The organism is Rhodanobacter sp. FW106-HT46G03, from assembly GCF_058789895.1.
Genome location: NZ_JBYTCC010000002.1, coordinates 15,297 through 32,838, shown reverse-complemented (window position 1 = coordinate 32,838; position 17,542 = coordinate 15,297). Strand labels below are relative to the sequence as shown.

Genomic DNA, 17,542 nt, shown 5'->3' with positions numbered 1-17,542 from the left:
GATCGCTCATGGCACTCAAAGACTGGTCAATCGGCAAGATCGTGGGCGTCATGTTCGGCGGATTTTTCGTCGTACTCATCATCACCTTGATCGCGGTGAACGTCGTCAAGAAACAGCGTGCGACGAGTACGAGCAGCCTGGTGAATGTCGTTCCCAGCGAGCCCATGACGGCTCAGCCCATGAATGTGCCATCGCGCGTCGGAACGGCATCGCGTTCGCGTAACGACGGTTTGCTGGACGATCAGCTGCGCCAGTTCTCCGACAAACTCGACGCCCTGCAGCAGCAGCTGGATCAGCAGGGCCAGAAAACCCAGCAGAACAACCAAGCCATCATGCAGAACTTCAGCACGATCCAGGGTGGGGTGAACGCACTCGCGGATCGTGTATCTGCCCTGGAGCACCCCAGTGTCGGTCCGGTAGAGATAGTGAAGCCCGCGGAAAAGCCGCGCGTGTCGGAAACCAAGCGTCTGGCACGCACCGCTAAATCCATTCCGCGCCGTACCGGCTACCAAGCCGAGGCCGTCGTCAGCAAGCGCGCCTGGCTGCGCGTCAATGGTGTCGAGGCCACGCGCTCCGTGGGCGAGGACCTGCCGCAGGCCTCCGAGCCTGCACGCATCGAGGCTATGAGCGCGGATTCAGGCATCTACGTCGTACCTGGCAAGTCGCACTGATCGCTCAGTAAGAACAAAGGAATCTTCCAATGAACAGTGGTAGCGGCATGCCTGATTTGATGGACATCCTCATCAACGTCGGCGCCATTGCGCCGACCATCATTCAGGTGATGCAAGGCCTGATGGCGCTGGCCGGTATATGGCTCACCGGCATGGCGATCATGGAGTTCTACTGCACCTCGAATGAAAACGCTGCGCGCTTCCTGCCGGGCGCCCAACGCTTCACGGTGGGCAGCGCGACGGTGCAGCTGATCATCGGTGCCGCCCTGATATCACTCAGCACGCTGGAACTGATCGGCATCGCCACCCGCACCGCGACCGGGACCCAGGTGACCTCGCGCCTGATGGCCTATCAAACCGGTGGCAACACCATGGCCGATGAAGCCGCGGTCGCCGTACACGGCATTCTTGCCCTGATCCAGCTGATGGGGTTCTGCGCGGTAGCCAAGAGCCTTTTCATGATGAACAAGCGGGCCCACGGGCAAGAGCCTGGCGCACCGACGGTTGCGTGGGGCTTTCTCGTCGGCGGCCTCATCGCCTGGAATTTCCAACTCTTCGCCGATGGGGTCGACAGCCTCATCGGTTTCAACATCCTCGGCGCACTCACGGGCTCATCGAGCTAACGCTGGGGATGGCTCCACCGCAAGACCGCAGCACCCGTAATCACAACCACTGTTAAGGAGTTGCACCCATGTCCCTCTTGGCTCTCTTCCGTTCTCCCGCCCGCGGTGGCGGCTTACCGATCCATCACCGCGCCTACCTCCTGGCGGTCGCTGTCGCCATGTTCGTGCTCGCACCGCCTGTGTTCGCCGTGCAGGCCACCGACGCCACGCAGGACTCCAGCGGCGGCAAGAATTTCACCCAGGTCGCGGGGAACATCGACCAGGCGCGCCAGATCGGCACCACGGTCCTCCTCGGCATCTTCGCGCTGGTCGGCATCATCATGGCTGGTATGTCCATCCTCGCCTTGCATCGTGCGTCGAAAGAAGAGCGCGAGAAGCCGACAGGCGCGGTGGTCGGCCTCATCTGCGGCGGCGCGATGACCATGGTCTCGATGATCGTCTGGATCGTCCACAACACGCTGGCCGCCTGACGGCGGCCAGGACTTACGTTGTGATGCGGGAGGTATGGCGCGGCGGTATGGCCGCGCCATACCTCGCATGAAACATCAGGATGAATCCGTGAGCGCACCTACCCCCACCATCGCCAGTGTCACCGATCGCATGGCTGGTCACCTGAACCGGCGTGCGTCGCAGCCGTTGATGGGCGTCAAGCGCAAGCTATGGCGAAAGGATGACGAGCACGCGGATATCGCGGACAAGGCTTTCGACGCCATCCGCACCGAAGTGCTCAAGCGCGATGGGCATGCCTGCTGCTTCTGTCACTTCCGGTCTTCGAAGTATCAGGAAGTGCACCATCTCGACGACGATCACAAGCACAACACCGTCGACAACCTGGTCACCGTCTGCACCTTGTGCCACCAGGTCTTTCATGTGGGCTTGGCGGGCATGCGCGGCGCCGGGTACTTCGCCGCGCTGCCGGAACTGACCCAGACCGAGGTCAACCACATCGTTCGCACCATCTATGTGGGCGATCTGATCGAGGCCCAGCCAGTCCGCGACAAGTACACCAGCCTCCTGGCCATCTTCGAGTCGCGTGGTTCTGATCTGGCCAAGCGCACGTTCGTGGGTACGGACTTCAGTCAGCCCCTGGTGCTGGCACCCATGCTCTCGGAGCATGACGACATTTTCGACAATCGCGGCATCCACTTCCAGGATCTGCGGCTCGTAGCCACGCGGGAAGCCTTTCATCCCGGCCAGCTGGACTACTACGCCGCCAACATGAAGGCCATCATGCATTCGGAGACCGCGATCAAGCTCTATCACCAGATGGTGGAGCAGGGATGAGCGCACCGGCAACATCCCTGTCCAGCCTTCGCGTTGGCGCAGTCTTCTTTGACGGGACCAACAACGTCACCGGGCGCGATCGCTCGATCATGTCACTGGAAACGGGTTGGGCGTCTATCAGCGGCGGCAAGGCCCGACGCATCAGCTCCGTGCACGACTTGCCCAGCGACATGATCTGGTACACCAACCTCGACTATGCCCAGTTCATTCGCGTCGGGCTCGGCCGTCACGCCAACTTCCGGAACGCCGAATGGCTGCGAACTCAGTTCCACGGCCTGATCGCGGAATTGGGCATCGGCCCCGACAACCTGCCGCCGGACGAGATGGTCTCCGTGCTCGCGCAGGTGGCCCAGCGCGTCACGAAGCAGGCGCAGGAGCGCTACGGCGTCGTTCTGTCGCATCCCAAGCTCAACCACGACTTCAGCGAAGCGCTGCAGGTTCCGCGCTGCGCCTTCCCCAACGAGTTTTATCCGGTCATTCCGCCGATCGCTCAGCACCCGGCGGTGAGGGTGGTTCACACCAACAATTACCATCAGGGCTCGCCGACGGTGACCGTGCGCTGCAACCGCCTGCAGCACGCCCGGGCAGTGCTATCCACGCCAGTGCCCAGCGACATGGGCTGGGAGATGGAAAACCCCTCCGCACTCAAGAAGCGCAGCGAGGATTGGCTGGACTCGCTGGAGACTCCTTTCCTGGTGAAGGCATCCGTGGCCAACGTCCAGCCAATGGTGTCCGACGTCCTGAGCTGGTCCTCCGGCGCCAAGGCACCGCGGGAGTGGCTGACGGATACCGAGTGGCGCCTGTTCCGCCAGTACGCGGATATCACGGTGAAGGCAGCCCTTGTCTGCAGGCTGCCCGCCACTCGCCTGGAGGTGTACGACCAGCTCCCGAATGAGCACATGGCAGAGCTGTCGCTGACCTGCGGGTTGTTGGCCGAACAGATGTGGACGGCCTTCACCAACGCCATGCCGTACCGCCTCAATGAGACACGCTGGAGCGTCGCCGCCGCCTGGCTGCGCGCAGCGGATCGCCTGCGCATGTTCGACTTCGCGCAGAAGCTGCATGCGCGTGGGCTCACCGTATCCAGCTATGGCGTGGGGAGCGTCGTTTTGCGCTACCCAGCCAGCGGCGGCCTGCAACGCACCTTGGCCATGGCCTCCGAAACCGGGCTCTTGCCACCGGCCCACCGCATCACCCAGACGCGAGGTGCGGCATGAGCGATGTGCCCGAGGCCCGGGCCACCATGGCCGACCAACTCGCCACGATCGAGCAGTTTTTCCGAATGAAGGCCTCCGCCCAGGAAATCCTGGACATGGACTTGATCGTGCTCCGGCATGACCTTTCCGACGCCGAGCGGACCCGGCTCGTCACCGAGCTGGTTCGCGGAACCACCACAGGAAGCAAATCGTCATGAGTCAGTTTTTCAACAAAGCCGAAGCGATGTTCCTGCACCTGCTCACGCTCCTGAAGACAGACGTGGAGGACTACTGCGAGCTGGAGACGATCAACGATGACCATACGCTGGTCTACAGCGACGGCTCGATGGCGACCATCTGCGAATTCCATGGCACCAAGACCCTGATGGGGCGCGATGACTACATCGCGATGATTCGCCACCTCACGGGATCGTTGACGCCGTTTCTTGGGCGCGGCAACGGGCATCAGCTGCAGGTGCTCTTCCGCCGTGATCTGGATGCCTCGGAAACCCTGACGGCGACCAGCCAGCAGCAACTGGTCACGGCATCGAAGATCGGCCTGTCCATTGCTGACCTGATTACCGAAGGCACCGACACCTATGCCCGCTACGTCTACGACGAGGCGTGCTACCTGGTGTTCTGGTCCCGCCCGGCGCTCCTGGACCCGATCGAGAAGAGGCAGGCCGCACGGGAAAACAACGAATTCCGCGCGGAGGTGAACTGGCCTGCGATGGGCGACGCGCAGAATCTGCTCCGCCCGATCGGCTACCTGCGCGATCGGCACACGGCTTTCGTCAGCAAGATCACCTCCGACTTGCGCTCGCCACAGCTGGGCTGTGCGCTGGAGATACTGCCCGTGCACGACGCCATCCGTGCCGTGCGCAAGAGCATGGTGCCCGATGCCACCGCTCGGACGTGGCGGCCAGCTCTGCCAGGCGACGCCATCACCTTCCGCTGGAAGGAAGGCGGCCCAGCCCACGATGCATCCGCTGTGGGCTTCCCGACGCTCCCATCGCAAATCATGACGAACGTGGGCAAATTCGGCAGCAAGAAGGATGCGTTGCTACCCGATCCCTCGACGGTGCGCATCGCCGGTCGCGTGTACGCGCCGCTGATGATGACGATGCCGCCCAGCGATCCACAATTCTTCGCTACGCTCTTCAACAGCCTTAACCAGGCGTCCACGACTCACCAGGGGGGCATGCGCGCCATGCCCTACTCGATCTCGTTCATGCTCCGTGGCGATGGCGTGGGCGCCTTCGCGATGAAGGAGATCCTGGCGGGCGTCCTCGGTTTCACCAGCGAGACGAACCGCAACATCATGGCAGCGCTCCGCCTGCTGCGTGAGCGCAAGCGTGACGGCGAAGTCATCGCCAAGCTCAACATCAACTGCATGACCTGGAGTGACGACACGCCCGAGGGTGTGCGCGAGCTGCAGATCCGCAAGAACAAGCTCACCCGTACCTTGCAGGGGTGGGGCAACATGCAGTTGGCCGAGAAGAGCGGCAACCCCATGACGGCTATCCAGGCCAACGCCCTGGCCCTGTCACCGCGCGCTTTCGGCACCGTGGCAGCACCGCCGCTGTACGACGCGATCGCCGTGCTGCCTCTCTCGCGTCCGGCCTCCCCCTTCTCGCGAGGTTCCACGCTTTTCCGCAGCCTCGACGGGAAAGCGCTCAAGTACCAGCGCTTCTCCTCGCAGCAGACCACATGGATCACCCTGATCGGCGGCAAGCCGGGATCGGGCAAGTCGGTGCTGATGAACCACAACAACGTGGAATCCTGCGTACTGCCTGGCCTCACGAAGCTTCCCTACATCGGCATCATCGATATCGGTGTGTCGTCGTCGGGTTTCATCGACCTCGTGCGCGATTCGCTGCCGAGCGACCAGAAGCACTTGGTGCTCTACAAGCGCCTGCAGAACAGCAAGGCCGACTGCATCAATGTGCTGGATACGCCGCTTACGATGCGCAAGCCCCTGCCGCGGGATCGCGAGTTTCAGAAGACCTTCCTCACCACATTGGTCACGGCGGCGGAACGCAAAGGCGCGCCGATCGAAGGTATGTCCGCCTTTATCGGCCGTATGATCGACATGGCGTTCGCCCGATGCGACAACCGGTCCGACAAGGCGAGCCCCAAGAAGTACAACGCCAACCTGAATAAGGTCGTGGACGCAGCCATAGCCGAGATCGGCTTCCATGTGATGCCTGCCACGTGCTGGTGGGAGATCGTGGACGCCCTCTTCGCGGCCAAGATGTACTACGAGGCGGAAATCGCGCAGCGCTACGCCGTGCCCGCCCTCATCGACCTGACCGAAGTGGCCAACAACGAGGAGATCCGCAAGGAATACCAGATGACGGAACGCGGCAAGGAGGTGTGGGGCAGTTTCACGACGGGGGTTCGTGAAGCCGTGGCCGACTTCCCGGTGTTCTCCAGCGTGACGTGCTTCGATCTCGCTTCAGCGCGTATCGCCGCACTGGACCTGCAGGATGTCGCCATGAAGGGATCGGATGCCGCCAAGAAGCAGACGGCGCTGATGTACATGGTCGCACGCCAGAGTTTCATGAAAAAGCTGGCCTTCAGCCTGGAAGACCTGCCGTTCTTCGACGACCACGCCAAGCCGTACTACCAGCGCCTCATCACGGAGCTGGTGGACGAATACAAGGTGTTGTGCATGGACGAGTTGCACATGACCGAGGGCCATGTGGGCTTGCGCGAGCAGCTGATGACCGATGGTCGCGTGTCGCGCAAGTGGCAGATGGAAATCTGCCTGGCGTCGCAGCTGATGGAAGACTTCGGCGAGATCGGCAAGATCGCCACGTCGCTCTTCATCCTGGACGCCGGTACCGAGGCCACCCGCACATGGATGCGCGAAAACATCGGCCTCACGCCTGTGGAAGAACGTGCCCTGGTTGATTACGTGCATGGCCCGGCGGACGACGGTAGCGGTACGACGTTTCTGGCCAAGTTCGTCACGAAGGAAGGCGAGTTCAGCCAGCTCTACACCTGCAGCATCGGCCCGATGCGCCTGTGGGCGCTTTCCACCACCGCCGAAGACCGCAAGCTGCGCGACCTCCTGTATGCGGCGATGCCCAAGAGCGACGCCCGCCGTCTGCTGGCCAGGCACTTCCCCAATGGCGGCTGCAAGAAGCTGATCGACCGCCTGAAGTCGGAGCAGTTCGTGGGCCAGACCTTCGTGGACGACGATCAGGTCAACTCGGTGATCGAAGGCGTGGCCAAGCAGCTTTTGGACGCTTACCGCCACGACCTTTCACAGGCGGCGTAAAAGGGAAGGGGAGAGCGGTCGATGCCGACATACAAAGGCGTATCACGCCAGCACGAAGTGCGTGCTTCACAGCGCCGGAAGGACACACGGCGCTCTGGCGTCAAGCTGAAGGAATTCCTGCAGTCCAGCGAAGGCGGGATTGTCGGTGCCTCCCTGATCGCTCTGTTCGCGCTGGTGATGGTCGTGGCACGCGTCCCCTTCGGTGGGGAATTGGCGTTGTTCATGGCGTTTCTCTACCGCCGAAGCGAGTACGCCCGCCCCGAGAAGCGTGCTTTTGATTTTCCCTTCCGTGTCCCCAAGATCGCGGATCTCAAGGACGGTTCCATTCCGGGCGGTCAGAAGAAGGGCGCCGGCATCACGTTGCTGGGCAACGACAACGAGACGAAGGAGCAGGTGTACTCCACCGACTCCGATCTGCGTACCCACATGCTGGTCCTTGGCACCACCGGTTCCGGCAAGCCGCAGCCCTACCACGCACGCATCCTGACGCCGAAGGGCTGGATGCGCATGGAACAGGCCGAGGAGGGCGGCATCGTCTGCACGCCCGACGGCAAGCAGGCGCGCATCCTGCGCGTGATCGAGCAGGGCGAGCAGGAGGTCTACACCGTCCGCGCGAAGAATGGTCGCTGGGCCCAGGGCACGGGCGACCACCTGTGGCGCGTGCTGGTGCGCGACAGGGCGGGCTCCGAGAGCGCCCAGACCGTCACCACCGACGCCATCGGCGCCCTGTTGGAGAAGGGCGCTCGCGTCATGCTTCCGCAGGTTCGCCGCCGCAAGGGAGGCGGCGCGAAGTTCGAGCGCTGGACCCGGATCTGGAAGGTCGAGCACGCAGGCCGTTACCTCTGTCGCTGCATCGAGATCGACCACCCGCAGCACCTGTATATCACTGACAACAACCTGGTCACCCACAATACCGAGTTCCTGCTGGGCCTGGTGTTCAACGCCTTGGTGCAGAACACGGGCTTCATCTACGTCGACGGCAAGGGCGACCCCAAGCTGCAGAAAGAGATCTTCCGCCTGGCCCGTTACCTGGGCCGCGAAGACGACCTGCTGATCATCAACTTCATCACCTCCGGCCGCGACTTCGTGGAGAAGCAGGCCGACAAGGTGACGAACAACATGAACATCATGGGCAATACCTCGTCGGGTATGCTCATCGAGTTGATCGTCGCGCTGATGGATGACTCCGGCGGCGGCGGCGACATGTGGAAGGGCCGCGCGATCTCGTTCGTGGCCGCGCTGACCCGTCCGCTGACCTACCTGCGTGACAAGGGCTACATCAACCTCAGCCCCGAGAAGTACCTGGAATACTTCGAGCTGAACATGCTCGAAGAGCTGGTGTTCGAGCACAACGGCAAGTACGGCGAGATGTTCGACGTGATCGTCGCGCCGTTGCGCTCGTACCTGCTGACGCTGCCGGGCTACCAGAAGTCCAAGCTCAAGAAGCAGGAACAGAAGACGCTGGAACAGCATGGCTTCATCGTCATGCAGCTCACCCGCATCTTCAACGACCTGAACTTCAACTACGGACACATCTTCAAGACCCGCGTGGGCGATGTGGACTTCTTCGACGTCGTGGTGCGCCGTCGCCTCCTGACCGTGCTTCTGCCCGCGTTGGAGCGTGCGCCGGACAGCTTGCGCATGCTGGGCAAGATGATCGTCGGCTCCATCAAGCAAATGATGGCCGGTTGCCTGGGCAATCGGGTCGAGGGCGTTATCCGCGAGATCATCGAGTCGCGCCCCACCAACGCCGAGTTCCCGTTCTATTGCATTCTCGACGAGTACGGCTACTACGCCGTGATCGGTTTCGCGGTGGCCCCGGCGCAGGCCCGCTCGCTGGGCTTCTCGGTGACCTTCGCGGCGCAGGACTTCTCCAGCCTCAAGAAGTCCAGCGCCGAAGAGGCCGACGCCACGTGGGAAAACACCAACGTGCGTGCGGTCGGCCGCATCACCTCCGGCCAGGAGTCGGAGACCTGGCGTCGCATTAATGGTGCTGCGGCCGAGGCAGGCTCTGCGCTGGTCGACGGCTATGACCGCGGGATGGGCATGACCAGCGAGACATTCCGTAGCCGCGACAGCATCTCGATCAAGGACGGCTCGCGCCTCAACTACGACGATCTGGCGATGCAGGAAAACGGCGAGTTCACCTTCATCATCGGCAAGAAGGAGAACAAGGGTCTGTCCGGTGGCGTGCGCGTGATTCGCGGCATGGGCTTTTACACCGCGGGCCCGACGCCACGCGAGATGCGCATCAACGACTTCATCCCGGTGGAGACGCCGGAACCCGCGGATCTGCCGAGGAATCGGCAGGCCTACGAAGCGTTGCGCCGAGCGCTGCTGGAAGGCACCTTCGCTACCACGCTGAAGAGTGCCGTGAAGGGCGACCCGATTCTCTCAGGCATGCACGTCTTGCTGGAAAGCAATCACATCAATCCGAAGAAGCCCAAGCTCAACCGCACCGACGTGGCCCGCGCTGCGCTGGGCTGGTATCTGGACGGTCAGCCTGCCTTGGCGAGGGCACCGGCAGGTACGGGTAGCGGCGGCGGCGTGAGCCCCGAGCCCAGGCCCGAGGAGGCTGGGTCGGGAGAGGAAGTGCAGGTTGAGGCGCTGGACGCCACCACTGCGAATGCCTACCGGGCGCTGGACATGGTGGCCGAGGAGATCCGCGAGCGCACCGCGGCAGGGCTGTCGCCGCTACCGCTGGCGGCGGAGCCTCGCACCGAGCCACCGGTCTACATCTCGGCCGAACCGTTGCCCGATGCTGAGGACGACGAAGCGATCACCGTCCGTACGGACACGGTGACCACGAACCTGCTGCTCACGGAGGACGACAGCACCGCGTTCAACCAGCGCGCCCTCCCCATGCTCAAGCAGTTCATGCTGCAGATCGACGCCGAGCCTGGCGAGAACTGGGACCAGCAACTGTCGGTTGCCGATCGCGAGAAGCTGCTGGAGATGGAGGTGGTCTCCCGCGGCCAGCGCTTTGGGAGCCTGGCCGAGAAGTGGGAGACCGGCGATCGCATCGACGAGCTGCGCAGCCAGATCGCCAAGGAGACCAGCTACATCGCCCCACCGGTGCCGGACAAGGCCTCGGTCGAGGACGTCAACGATGAACTGACCAAGCTGATCGGGTGGATCGAGGAAAGCAGGGGGCAGGACGACTTCTCGACCATGTAGCTCTGGCGTACGGGTGATGTGCCAAAATCACGTTTAACGCACTGAATTGCAACGCGATATCAAAAGCCTGCGCCGCCCTTGAGGCGGCGCTTTCGTCTGTGTGGTGGTCGCAAATAGTCGCGCTATGATGGCATATGCATAATTACCAGTTGACGGCAAAATATACGCTGCTGTTAGAATAGTCTCGTTCAATCTTTTTGCCGCACCAAGCGGCTTGACGGTACACGGGACGGGGCGGCCTCATGAGTTTCTGGAGTGGCACCAAGCGGACGGCCAAGTACGTGGTATGGGGTATGCCGTCGGCGATTCTGGGCGTGCCGATGCTGCGCCTGGGATCGCGTCAGATCCGCGACTTGTACCGCTCACTGACGTGGCCGGTGTGCCCGCATTGCCAGAACGGCACGTTGATACGCGGCGAGGCGGACGATCCCACGGCCGTCGAAACGAGCTGGTATTGCCGCAAGTGCAAAAGCACTTTCACGGCGCCGGTCGACCCCCGGGAGGCCAATCTGGTCTTCAGCGCTGCGCGCCGTACGGCGGCGGTCGATGCCATGGCGCATCTCGCCGACACCTCGCGCGCCGACCTCATGCGCCGTCATCGCTGGCGGTCACGTTGGTACTTCGGCATGGCCGCCCTCTTCTTGGTGAGCTTTCTCGTCAACATCGCCCTGGGCGCAGGTTTCATGGCCCTGCTCAACTGGCTGATCCTCACTTCCGTGATGTTCATCTTCGGGCTCAAGGCCAGCTACCGCTGTTGGCAGGTCACGTACGGCGTGGTCTTCGAGCCGGGAGCCTTTCGTCGTTGGTTCTGGCGCGGCCGGTGGTTTGTATGAACCACGCTCTGCGCGCCCTCGGCGTGTTGCTGGTGGCCAGCTTGCCCACGATGGTGCTGGCCACCGACCAGCCGCCGACTGGGAAGGCCAACGATGATTTCTATGGTCGTCATCCCGCCACGATCGAGTGTGTGATCGAAGCGGCGAACAAGCAGGACGTGCCGGCGAACATCCTGCTCGCCCTGGCCAGCATCGAGTCAGGGAAGAACGGCCAGCTGGTCACGAACAAGAACGGCTCGATCGACATTTCGCATTTCCAGATCAATTCGTCGAACTGGAATCGCGGCGGCGCGTTCGCGCGCTACCCCGCCATCACGAAAGACGCCGTGCAGTGGCGTGGCTGCTACAACGCCGAGCTGGCTGCGTGGCTGTTGCGCACGCGTCTGTCCGAAGACACCGGCAAGGATTTCTGGACGCGAGCGGCGAACTACCACTCCAGGACGCCGAAGTACAACGCCGAGTACCGAGCCAAGCTGATCCCACTGTCCATCCGGTGGGGGAAATGGCTGCAACAGCGGGTGCCTCACGCACTCGTTTCTTACCAACCGCAAGTTGCGAGGAGCACAGCACCATGAGTCGCATGAACAATCGCTTCCAGGCCGAGGGCAATCTCGGCGCGGACCCCGAAATCCGCAGTTTCGGCACCAACGGCAACCGCGTGGCCGAATTCAGCCTTGCCGTCGATGCGTCCTACAAGGACAAGGACGGCAAGAAGGTCGAGAAGGTCGAATGGATCGACTACTCGGTCTACGCGCCGGGGCTGATCGATGTGGTCGAGAAGTACGCCAAGAAGGGCCGCGAGCTGCGCGTGGAAGGCTACGTGCGCAAGGAGAAGTGGGAGTCGAAGACCCGCAAGGACGAGAGCGGCAAGCCGCTGATGGACAGCCGCTACGAGTTCGTCGTCACGGGGATCAAGCTGGGCCGGGACCCGAACTACACCGGGAACGCGCAGGAACCGCAGGGCCCAACGTCTGCCGAAGACGGCGATCAGATCCCGTATTAGCCCATACCTAAGACGAAAAGCGGGCTAACAAGCCCGCTTTTCGCGGAACACGTAGTCTCGATTGCTGTGGGGAACCACCGTCATGAAGATCAAGAAGACACTTCAATACGTCGCGATGGCCTTCGTCGTCCCGCCGGTCGCTGGCCTTTCCACGCCGACGATCATCGGGGTGATGAGCCCCTACGTGATAGCGGAGGCCAGCACGTATGCGCTCAGGCACGTCCCTTGGCTGGATCTCATCTTCAACCCGGCCTGCAGCATCAGCAATGCCCCCCTCATTTCCGGACAGGCCCGCCTGGCCTGCCCGCTGATTCCGGCCAACAACGTGGCCGAGGCGCCCTGAACCCATGAAGCAATTTGCCCTGGCTAAGACGGCTGATCGCGATCGACTGTTCGATACCAACGAAGTCGAAGCGCTCGATCGCCACTTTGATGCCATCGGGGATGCTGCGCGCCCGACCGAAGTCACGCGCGCTATGTGGCCGTTTCGCCTGATGTACGGCGCCTTCCTCCCGCAGCCCTTCCTTTCGATCGAGGACGCGGAGCGGGCACTGCACGACGCCGTGCCCAAATGGCACGGCTGGGTGAAGCAGGACGCGTGCTTCGCGCTGGGCGTCTGTGCGATCAAGACCTACCCCGCGGTGGACTACCACGGTCCCCGCATCCCTGTGGCGGTCCTAGTGCAGGCCTCGGAAGACACCTTCGAGCTGATGGAAGGCGCAGCGCCGCAGGCGATCAGCGCCTTCGTCCGCTACGCGAACCGCACGCCGACCGAGAACCTGCAGGAACGTCCCGGCATCCTCGCCCTCATGGGCGAGGAAAAGAACCTCAAAACCCCGCTGCTGATGCTCCACAACTGGAAGCAGAGCATCGACGACACGCGTGCGCGTCGCGCTGCCGAGCGGATTCGATAAGGGCTGTCTTGCCATGCCGATCGAGAGAATTGCAACCATGCACCCCAAGAAGCTCAACGCGTTCTACTGCGTTTACCCGGAGACATCTCATGTCTAAATCCTTCGGCTTCCATCGAAAGGGGTGGAGCGTGTTCGTATGGCTGTGCATCGCCATGATGGTTGTGTACTGGGCGCTGATCGCGGTGGTTCGGCTTTCGATCCGGCGGGACATCGCCTACGGCGATGCCGTCATCGCCGCGTACACGAAGGACGCCGACCTGCACGCACTGAAGCCTACTTCGGACGACGATCCTGCGTTCACGTCGAACGGCTTGTTGACGGATGCCGCGCGGTCAGCGCGGTGTACGCAGGTGGTTGCCTCCCTGCGTGACTTTCAGAAGCGCTGGCTCGATTCCTCGGTGTTTGATGGGCACAAGGTTCACTCACGCTTCCTGGCAGCTGTTATGGCTACCACGGTTGAAGCACCGGCAGCGCGCAACGGATGCATTTCCACTGCGGACTTCGATGAATTTCTGACGCGGCTTCATGCTATCCGCGCCTCCGATCTCGGTGTGCCTGTATTCCATGATCTCGCCGCTCGCACGCCACTGCCTTCGTATGACGGCCACTGGCCGGCGTTCTTCACCCTACACAGCCTGCGAGTAATCCAGTGGGATTCGCTTTTGAATGACAGACGCCTGCAGCTTCTGCGTTGCAGTGCAGATGTGCGCTGCAACTCCCACGACATGCTGCAGCATCTGGATGACAAGTTGATTGAAGCCGGCGAGGCCAAGGCATGATGCGCACCTTCGCCATTTACCTCGCCGCCGCCTGGTCCGGCTTCTACGTGATGGGCATCGAGTTGTTGGGCGGCCGTCTGCTCGCGCCGTTCTTTGGCTCCAGCGTGTTCGTCTGGGGTGCGATCATCACCGTCTTCATGACGTGCCTGTCGCTGGGCTACCTGCTCGGTGGCCAGCTTTCGTTGTCCAAGCCCACGCTCGCCGTTCTGTGCGCGCTCCTGATCGGCGAGGCGATCACCGCCACGCCGATCATCGCCCTGGGCCCCATCACGTGGGAGTGGCTCTCCTACCGCGTGCCCGATCCGCGCTACGGCTCGCTGCTCGGCGCGCTCCTGATGTTCGGCTTGCCGACGGTGATCGCGGGCATGGTGTCGCCCTACGCCGTGCGACTCCTGATCGGAAGCGTCGAGGCCTCGGGCCGGGCGGCCGGGCGCCTCTATTTCGTGTCCACGTTCGGCTCGGCCGCAGGCACGATCCTGACCGCGTTCTACCTGGTCGCGTGGTTGCCGATCAACACGATCCTCCTGATTTTCATGGGCTCTACGCTGGCGATCGCCGCGCTGATTTTCGCGCTGGGTGCATTACGTCAATCAGCGCACCTGGTGCCGTGCCATGCGCCGAATCACTAATCGGTTGGCGTGGCTCCTCGGCGTCGCGCTGAGCATTTCAGCGCAGGCGTCGACGTTCCACACGCCCAAGGTCATCGATCAGGAAATGTCGCTCTACCGCAACATCGTGGTGAGCGAGGGCGACAGCTATCGCTGCATGACCTTCGGGCGCTTCAGTGGCCGCCAGTCGTGCGTCCACCTCACCGATCCTCAGGAGCTGGTGCTGCGCTACACGCAAGGGCTCCTGAGCGTGCTGTACGTGCAGCCGAAGCCACAGCGCATCCTCGTGATCGGGCTGGGCGGCGGCATGCTCCCCATGGCGTTCCGGCGCCTGTACCCGGACGCCCGGATCGACGCAGTGGATCTCGACCCCAGCGTCATCAGGGTCGCCAAGAAGTATTTTGGCTTCACGCCCGACGATCACTTGCATGCCTACGCCGACGACGGGCGCATGTTCGTACGCAAACAGGGCCGGGCAGGGGTGCGCTACGACGTGATCGTCATCGACGCCTTCGACAAGGACTACATCCCCGAGCACATGCTGTCGGTGGAGTTCCTGGCGCAGGTGAAGGCCATCATGGCACCGCACGGCGCGCTGGCCGCCAACACGTTCCAGGGCGCGTTGACGCCCTACGAATCGGCGACGTACCAGGCCGTGTTCGGTACGATCGACGCGGTGGATTCGATGGGCGGCAACCGCATCATCCTGGCCGGCCGAGACGGCCTGCCGGACTTGGCCGCCCTGGCCGCCACGGCACACGCGCTCGATGCGCACCTGGCGCCGACCAAGGTGACTGCCGCGATGGTGCTTCCGGATATCAGCGCGGTGCCGCCATCGGAGGCAGAGCCGCTGACGGATCAGTATTCCCCCGCGAATCTCCTCCTGAAGTACGCCCATTGACCGAAGGCCAAGCCACGTTCCACCGCACCGCCGTTGGTGCACTCACTCCCCCCAGAAACAGGAAACCACCATGCACCACATCAAGCGCAGCATGTTCGTTCTGCTCACCATCGGCGCACTGGCCCTTGCCGGTTGCGCGACCTCTGGCGTCAAGATCGACCCGAACGTGGTCACCAGCTTCAAGCCGGGCGTGACCACGCTGGCCGAAGCCGAGGCACGCCTCGGCCAACCGTCGCAGACCACCCGCAATTCCGACGGCACCACGACGCTGAACTACCTCTTCGGCAGCTCGCAGGTCAGCGCTTCGACCTTCATCCCGTTCGCGGGCGCGTTCGTGGGCCACACCGATTCGAAGACGCAGATCACCGAGCTGGTGTTCGACAAGAACAACCGGTTCGTGCGGTCCTCGCTGAGCGAGGGTCAGACCCGCTCGGGCATGGGTACGTCCAACTGACGCCTCGGCCCACCTGGTGTGTCCAAGAGGGGCGCTGCGGCGCCCCTCTTCTTTACTCCTGTGGAGGAACAGTCAAATGATCGGTTTTATGCAACGCAACGATCCACGCCTGGTGTTGGTATCCGACTGGGCCTCCTTTGCCGCATGGGCCAAGGAGGGCGGATATGGCGAGGAAAGCCTCGACGTGAACGATTCACGCTGTGAGGCGCTACAGCGTGAATACCTCGCGGAACTTGAGAACGAGTGTCACCAGGAAGAGCACGGCCGATGAAACCGGCCGTGTGGTGTCGGAAACGCGACGGCGCCGACGTCTGCCCATCAGGTAGACAAGAGCGCACGTGCGGGTGAAGGGCGGAGGACAACCCCTCAATGCGCGGATCTCGGACAGGCGCGTCTTAAAAGCGCGCCTGTCCGATCAAGCACACAAGCGCATGTCGGTAGGGTCACGCGCCGGTTCGTAGCGCGGCTCCATATCGGCGCCATAGGCGCGCAGCGTGCGCGCCCTGGACCTGGCCAGCACACTATCGGCAGCCTTAAGCAGCACATCGAGAATCTGTGACGGCGTTTCTTCGGCGATGAAGGCGGTATCCAGTTGCTTCTCAAGCATGTGTAGCGTTCCCGTTTGCATGACGAGTGTTTTCTGCGCGTAGCTCAAAAAGCTATCGGCAAATCCACGGTTCCCTTGATTGTTCCCAGATGAAACTCTGTGTTCAGAATCACTTACCTGAACAGAGCCGCATTAACTCTCAAGCTGCGACCCGGATTTCTGACTTGCATCAAGAAACGTGCCATATCGAGAATTTGACCTATGTCATCCATTCCAGTGCGTTGTCCCTAAATCACGTTTTGCAAATGTGATCGTCATCACAGACATTCATCAGAGCATCTTTTAGCCGCCTCGTTTCAGCCGCGCGAAGGGTGCCACTCTGCGTCAGGCTGGTACTTCAGCACGTCGCAGTTTTCTTGCGGCGGGGCGATGGATCAACGGAAGATCATGCGGAAGATTACGGTGATACGCTGCCAATGCCTGGGTGACGCTGAAGCCCTCATCGCAATCTGCGCTCAGCCAGCTGCAAGGCTGGCCAGGAATGAGCGCTTCTTCGCCTTCGGCAGTTGCTTGATCAGCCACTCGGCCTTGGAAGCCGCGGAACGATCAGGAAAGGGCGCCGAGCCCATCAGGCGGATTGGCGGACGAGCCCGGGTGTAGCGGGCTCCCTTGCCCGCCTGATGGGCCTTGTAGCGCGCCTCCAGGTCATTCGTGATCCCGGCGTAGAACGTGCCGCCCCTGCACTCCAGCAGGTAGAGCACCCACGTCTTCATTGCCGCACCCAGCGCGCCTTGAAGCTGGCCGGTACACCAAAGCGGCCTTCCTCATCGCGTCGTTCACGGCGGGCCTTCTGCAAGGCCTGCGCGTGCGACTTGGCCAATACCTGGACGGTGTATTCGCCGAACGTCGCGGAGCCCGTATAGGAGCCTCCGGCATAGGTGACCATGCTTGGCGTCACGGTGACCGTGTATTCGCGAAGAGCCGTGCCGCTCGACGCCGGGCGCCGCCGGGCAGGGACGGGCGATGGGGCCGCTGCGGCCTGCGCGGAAGGTGCCTGGCGGAGCCCAAGGGCCACTTCCACCTGCTCCAGTGAGCCTTCGAGTGGATCAGCCTGGTAACCATGGACGAAGGCGTAGTACACCGTCTCCATACCGCGTACCAGAGTACCGATGCGAGGGTCCAGGTGATCCATGAAACGCTCCGACGGATGATTGCTCTTGACACCTAGAATACATCCATTGGATATATTGTCAACGGCCCTTGACC

21 protein-coding genes are annotated in these 17,542 nt (G+C 62.5%); 18 read left to right on the top strand and 3 right to left on the bottom strand.

Going from position 1 to position 17,542, the window contains the following annotated elements; translation table 11 throughout:
* Positions 1-8: 8 nt before the first annotated feature.
* The 18 genes from AC3WP6_RS16230 (at position 9) to AC3WP6_RS16145 (ending at position 16,000) form a co-directional block, all read left to right on the top strand.
* On the top strand, positions 9-671 hold the full coding sequence (locus AC3WP6_RS16230) for a hypothetical protein (RefSeq protein WP_492628767.1): 663 nt from the start codon (positions 9-11) through the stop codon (positions 669-671).
* Positions 672-730: 59 nt separating this feature from the next.
* Positions 731-1,294 carry a hypothetical protein gene (locus tag AC3WP6_RS16225; protein WP_492628766.1) on the top strand — a complete coding sequence of 188 codons (564 nt, stop codon included), beginning with the start codon at positions 731-733 and terminating at the stop codon, positions 1,292-1,294.
* Positions 1,295-1,362: 68 nt separating this feature from the next.
* A complete protein-coding gene (locus AC3WP6_RS16220) occupies positions 1,363-1,764 on the top strand; it encodes a hypothetical protein (RefSeq protein ID WP_492628765.1) in 402 nt (133 codons plus the stop codon).
* 67 nt (positions 1,765-1,831) lie between these two features.
* The gene (locus tag AC3WP6_RS16215; protein WP_492628764.1) at positions 1,832-2,578 is read left to right on the top strand and encodes an HNH endonuclease; all 747 of its coding nucleotides are present in this window, start codon (positions 1,832-1,834) and stop codon (positions 2,576-2,578) included.
* A complete protein-coding gene (locus AC3WP6_RS16210; RefSeq protein WP_492628763.1) occupies positions 2,575-3,795 on the top strand; it encodes a hypothetical protein in 1,221 nt (406 codons plus the stop codon). Before AC3WP6_RS16215 ends, AC3WP6_RS16210 begins: the two co-directional genes overlap by 4 nt.
* On the top strand, positions 3,792-3,992 hold the full coding sequence (locus AC3WP6_RS16205) for a hypothetical protein (RefSeq protein WP_492628762.1): 201 nt from the start codon (positions 3,792-3,794) through the stop codon (positions 3,990-3,992). The genes AC3WP6_RS16210 and AC3WP6_RS16205 overlap by 4 nt, the downstream gene beginning before the upstream one ends.
* A gap of 26 nt (positions 3,993-4,018) precedes the next feature.
* Positions 4,019-7,060 (top strand): putative type IV secretion/conjugal transfer ATPase, encoded by a 3,042-nt coding sequence (locus tag AC3WP6_RS16200; RefSeq protein ID WP_492628761.1) that lies wholly within the window; start codon positions 4,019-4,021, stop codon positions 7,058-7,060.
* Between the two features lie 21 nt (positions 7,061-7,081).
* On the top strand, positions 7,082-10,237 hold the full coding sequence (locus tag AC3WP6_RS16195; protein WP_492628760.1) for a TraM recognition domain-containing protein: 3,156 nt from the start codon (positions 7,082-7,084) through the stop codon (positions 10,235-10,237).
* 242 nt (positions 10,238-10,479) lie between these two features.
* Positions 10,480-11,070 carry a hypothetical protein gene (locus AC3WP6_RS16190; protein WP_492628759.1) on the top strand — a complete coding sequence of 197 codons (591 nt, stop codon included), beginning with the start codon at positions 10,480-10,482 and terminating at the stop codon, positions 11,068-11,070.
* Complete coding sequence (locus AC3WP6_RS16185; protein ID WP_492628758.1) at positions 11,067-11,645, top strand: lysozyme family protein; 579 nt, start codon at positions 11,067-11,069, stop codon at positions 11,643-11,645. Before AC3WP6_RS16190 ends, AC3WP6_RS16185 begins: the two co-directional genes overlap by 4 nt.
* The gene (locus tag AC3WP6_RS16180; protein ID WP_492628757.1) at positions 11,642-12,073 is read left to right on the top strand and encodes a single-stranded DNA-binding protein; all 432 of its coding nucleotides are present in this window, start codon (positions 11,642-11,644) and stop codon (positions 12,071-12,073) included. The genes AC3WP6_RS16185 and AC3WP6_RS16180 overlap by 4 nt, the downstream gene beginning before the upstream one ends.
* An 82-nt stretch (positions 12,074-12,155) precedes the next feature.
* Positions 12,156-12,416, top strand: a complete 261-nt coding sequence (locus AC3WP6_RS16175; protein ID WP_492628756.1) for a hypothetical protein — start codon at positions 12,156-12,158, stop codon at positions 12,414-12,416.
* Positions 12,417-12,420: 4 nt separating this feature from the next.
* Positions 12,421-12,987, top strand: a complete 567-nt coding sequence (locus AC3WP6_RS16170; protein ID WP_492628755.1) for a hypothetical protein — start codon at positions 12,421-12,423, stop codon at positions 12,985-12,987.
* 89 nt (positions 12,988-13,076) lie between these two features.
* A complete protein-coding gene (locus tag AC3WP6_RS16165) occupies positions 13,077-13,766 on the top strand; it encodes a hypothetical protein (protein WP_492628754.1) in 690 nt (229 codons plus the stop codon).
* Entirely contained in the window at positions 13,763-14,395 is a 633-nt protein-coding gene (locus AC3WP6_RS16160; RefSeq protein ID WP_492628753.1) for a fused MFS/spermidine synthase, read from the top strand. The genes AC3WP6_RS16165 and AC3WP6_RS16160 overlap by 4 nt, the downstream gene beginning before the upstream one ends.
* Entirely contained in the window at positions 14,379-15,275 is an 897-nt protein-coding gene (locus AC3WP6_RS16155) for a spermidine synthase (RefSeq protein ID WP_492628752.1), read from the top strand. Before AC3WP6_RS16160 ends, AC3WP6_RS16155 begins: the two co-directional genes overlap by 17 nt.
* A gap of 70 nt (positions 15,276-15,345) precedes the next feature.
* Positions 15,346-15,729 (top strand): hypothetical protein, encoded by a 384-nt coding sequence (locus AC3WP6_RS16150; protein ID WP_492628751.1) that lies wholly within the window; start codon positions 15,346-15,348, stop codon positions 15,727-15,729.
* A 76-nt stretch (positions 15,730-15,805) separates the two neighbouring features.
* A complete protein-coding gene (locus AC3WP6_RS16145) occupies positions 15,806-16,000 on the top strand; it encodes a hypothetical protein (RefSeq protein ID WP_492628750.1) in 195 nt (64 codons plus the stop codon).
* A 144-nt stretch (positions 16,001-16,144) separates the two neighbouring features.
* Here AC3WP6_RS16145 and AC3WP6_RS16140 read toward each other — a convergent pair whose 3' ends face one another.
* The 3 genes from AC3WP6_RS16140 to AC3WP6_RS16130 all read right to left on the bottom strand — a co-directional run bounded on the left by AC3WP6_RS16140 (position 16,145) and on the right by AC3WP6_RS16130 (position 17,468).
* Positions 16,145-16,336, bottom strand: coding sequence for a hypothetical protein (locus AC3WP6_RS16140; RefSeq protein ID WP_492628749.1), 192 nt, complete (start codon positions 16,334-16,336; stop codon positions 16,145-16,147).
* Between the two features lie 455 nt (positions 16,337-16,791).
* A complete protein-coding gene (locus tag AC3WP6_RS16135) occupies positions 16,792-17,049 on the bottom strand; it encodes a GIY-YIG nuclease family protein (protein WP_492628748.1) in 258 nt (85 codons plus the stop codon).
* Complete coding sequence (locus AC3WP6_RS16130; protein ID WP_492628747.1) at positions 17,046-17,468, bottom strand: hypothetical protein; 423 nt, start codon at positions 17,466-17,468, stop codon at positions 17,046-17,048. Before AC3WP6_RS16130 ends, AC3WP6_RS16135 begins: the two co-directional genes overlap by 4 nt.
* Between the last annotated feature and the right edge of the window lie 74 nt (positions 17,469-17,542).

Bases quoted from the DNA above. Each gene is read 5' to 3' on its own strand.
- AC3WP6_RS16130 (WP_492628747.1), bottom strand. From the start codon at position 17,468: ATGGATCACCTGGACCCTCGCATCGGTACTCTGGTACGCGGTATGGAG.
- AC3WP6_RS16215 (WP_492628764.1), top strand. From the start codon at position 1,832: ATGAAACATCAGGATGAATCCGTGAGCGCACCTACCCCCACCATCGCC.
- AC3WP6_RS16205 (WP_492628762.1), top strand. From the start codon at position 3,792: ATGAGCGATGTGCCCGAGGCCCGGGCCACCATGGCCGACCAACTCGCC.
- AC3WP6_RS16160 (WP_492628753.1), top strand. From the start codon at position 13,763: ATGATGCGCACCTTCGCCATTTACCTCGCCGCCGCCTGGTCCGGCTTC.
- AC3WP6_RS16220 (WP_492628765.1), top strand. From the start codon at position 1,363: ATGTCCCTCTTGGCTCTCTTCCGTTCTCCCGCCCGCGGTGGCGGCTTA.
- AC3WP6_RS16155 (WP_492628752.1), top strand. From the start codon at position 14,379: ATGCGCCGAATCACTAATCGGTTGGCGTGGCTCCTCGGCGTCGCGCTG.
- AC3WP6_RS16140 (WP_492628749.1), bottom strand. From the start codon at position 16,336: ATGCTTGAGAAGCAACTGGATACCGCCTTCATCGCCGAAGAAACGCCG.
- AC3WP6_RS16225 (WP_492628766.1), top strand. From the start codon at position 731: ATGGACATCCTCATCAACGTCGGCGCCATTGCGCCGACCATCATTCAG.
- AC3WP6_RS16180 (WP_492628757.1), top strand. From the start codon at position 11,642: ATGAGTCGCATGAACAATCGCTTCCAGGCCGAGGGCAATCTCGGCGCG.
- AC3WP6_RS16190 (WP_492628759.1), top strand. From the start codon at position 10,480: ATGAGTTTCTGGAGTGGCACCAAGCGGACGGCCAAGTACGTGGTATGG.
- AC3WP6_RS16200 (WP_492628761.1), top strand. From the start codon at position 4,019: ATGTTCCTGCACCTGCTCACGCTCCTGAAGACAGACGTGGAGGACTAC.
- AC3WP6_RS16210 (WP_492628763.1), top strand. From the start codon at position 2,575: ATGAGCGCACCGGCAACATCCCTGTCCAGCCTTCGCGTTGGCGCAGTC.
- AC3WP6_RS16175 (WP_492628756.1), top strand. From the start codon at position 12,156: ATGAAGATCAAGAAGACACTTCAATACGTCGCGATGGCCTTCGTCGTC.
- AC3WP6_RS16150 (WP_492628751.1), top strand. From the start codon at position 15,346: ATGCACCACATCAAGCGCAGCATGTTCGTTCTGCTCACCATCGGCGCA.
- AC3WP6_RS16170 (WP_492628755.1), top strand. From the start codon at position 12,421: ATGAAGCAATTTGCCCTGGCTAAGACGGCTGATCGCGATCGACTGTTC.
- AC3WP6_RS16145 (WP_492628750.1), top strand. From the start codon at position 15,806: ATGATCGGTTTTATGCAACGCAACGATCCACGCCTGGTGTTGGTATCC.
- AC3WP6_RS16165 (WP_492628754.1), top strand. From the start codon at position 13,077: ATGTCTAAATCCTTCGGCTTCCATCGAAAGGGGTGGAGCGTGTTCGTA.
- AC3WP6_RS16230 (WP_492628767.1), top strand. From the start codon at position 9: ATGGCACTCAAAGACTGGTCAATCGGCAAGATCGTGGGCGTCATGTTC.
- AC3WP6_RS16185 (WP_492628758.1), top strand. From the start codon at position 11,067: ATGAACCACGCTCTGCGCGCCCTCGGCGTGTTGCTGGTGGCCAGCTTG.
- AC3WP6_RS16135 (WP_492628748.1), bottom strand. From the start codon at position 17,049: ATGAAGACGTGGGTGCTCTACCTGCTGGAGTGCAGGGGCGGCACGTTC.
- AC3WP6_RS16195 (WP_492628760.1), top strand. From the start codon at position 7,082: ATGCCGACATACAAAGGCGTATCACGCCAGCACGAAGTGCGTGCTTCA.